The sequence below is a fragment of the Corynebacterium sp. NPDC060344 genome (assembly GCF_042725215.1).
In the GTDB taxonomy this organism is placed as follows: Bacteria; Actinomycetota; Actinomycetes; order Mycobacteriales; family Mycobacteriaceae; genus Corynebacterium.
Genome location: NZ_JBHXCS010000040.1, coordinates 1 through 1,794, shown reverse-complemented (window position 1 = coordinate 1,794; position 1,794 = coordinate 1). Strand labels below are relative to the sequence as shown.

General features: G+C 69.9%; 1 protein-coding gene and 1 pseudogene. Both read right to left on the bottom strand.

Going from position 1 to position 1,794, the window contains the following annotated elements; all coding sequences use genetic code 11:
• Positions 1 to 518 (bottom strand): annotated as a pseudogene (locus tag ACFWGD_RS13230) (hypothetical protein); the annotation flags it as partial.
• An 84-nt stretch (positions 519 to 602) separates the two neighbouring features.
• Positions 603 to 1,794 (bottom strand): PQQ-binding-like beta-propeller repeat protein (locus tag ACFWGD_RS13225; RefSeq protein ID WP_377779148.1); only part of this gene is annotated, 1,192 nt, incomplete at its 5' end.

Sequence of the window (1,794 nt, the reverse complement as noted above, 5' to 3'; positions counted from 1 at the left end):
CCCTTGACTCCGTACTTCGTGGTGTACTCCACCGGCTCGTCCCACTTCACGACGGACTTGTCCGGCTGGGTGTAAGCGGCGTAGACCCAGGTCGGAGCGGTCTTTTCGGCGACCTCGGCGGTGGACTTGGCGCCGTCGGCGCCCTTGGTCCCGGTGCTGGCGAGGTGGACGTCATTGACCACGCCGTCGCCGTTGCCGTCGATGCTGCACCACTTGGACTTGTAGAACGCGGGCGCCGTGTGCCCGATGAGGGCCTTGTCCGGGTCCTTGTGGTCCTCATAGCCGCTGAAGACGCTGGACGAGACGACCTCCCAGTCCGGCGGGACGTCGAACGCGGTGCCGTGCTCGGGGTTGACCACCGTCTTCCACCCCGCGGTCGAGGAGGCGCCGGTGCGGTCCTCGGCCCTGTGGACCATCGCCAGGGTGCCGACGGCGGCAGCGGTGGCCGCCACCGCCGTCACCGCGTAGATCCCGATGACGATCCTGCGCCTCTCGGCGTCGTCCTGCGGATTGCGCACCGTGCGCCTCCTCCTCCTTGCTTGCGTGCTTGCGTGCTTGCTTGCTTGCCCGGTCCTGATTCCGGTCCTGGTTCCGTACGCGGGCTACTTGCCGAAGGACAGGAGCGCGCGGCTCGCCTTCCTGGGCTCGGGGCTGTAGACCCTGCCGTTGAGCAGGAACAGCCGTCCGCCCGCCCAGGCGACGCGCAGGGCCGAGGTGGAGAAGACGCTCTCGGCGCCCTCGGCCGCGGCCGGGCTCTGCAGGACCGGCTGCGAGGCGCCGTCGGCGGGGGCGAGGGACACGACGGAGGCCGCCTCGCCTCTGCCGGGCGAGACGTACACGACGGCCCTGCCGTTCTCGACCGCGAGCGGCCACACGGTGCGGCCCTTGGGCTGCTCGATGGTGCGCCACTTCTCCTTGCCCGTGTTCAGGTCGACGGCGACGACCTGGTTGGTGTCGTCGATGCCGAGGGACTTGCCGGGCTTGCCCGCACCGATGTAGAGCGTGTCGGCGTCGGCCACGGCGGCGTCACACTCCTGGAGGCCGTCCGCGTTGCCCCATCCGTTGCAGCGGCCGGTGACCCCGAACGCCATGTCGCTCTGCGAGCGGACCTTGCCGTCCGGGGTGAACGCCGTGATGTTCCAGACCTTCCGGTCCTTGTGGTAGGCGGCGACCACGAGCGGGTCCATGGACAGGACCCGGCCGAGGTTCCAGCCCTTGTCGTACTGGTGGCTCCACTTGGCGGTGCCCGTCGCCGGGTCCACTTCCTGGAGCATCACCTGCTCGGGGCAGTTGCGTACGAGCATCAGCCGAGAGCCCCCGGCGAACTCGCTCGGGGAGCAGCCGTTCTCGCTCGACGTACCGAAGAGCTTCCTGCCGTCGGTGACCGAGAAGCCGCTCATGACGGCCGTCCGGGCGACGGCGACGGTGTCACCGGTGATCGCCAGCAGGAACTCCCCCGGGGTGTCGTACGGGTTCTCCTGGGGCACCGGCGCCTTCCACCCGGCCTTGCCCGTGGTCAGGTCGATCTGCTGGAGATCCGTGCAGTGCGAGGTCTGCGAGTCCTTCTCGCGGACGCCGAGCACCAGCTTGCCGTTGGCGGAGGGGGCCGGCGGAGCTCCGCACAGCGGCGTCTGCAGCGGGACCTTCCACTTCTCCTGGCCGTCGGCCACCGCGTAGGCGGTGACCTCCTTGTACATCGCCTTGACCACCACGTCGCCGACCCGCCACGGGCCGAACTGCGAGGTTCCCGCGCCGACGACCTCGGTCTGGTTGTCGCGCAGCCAGACCCGGGCC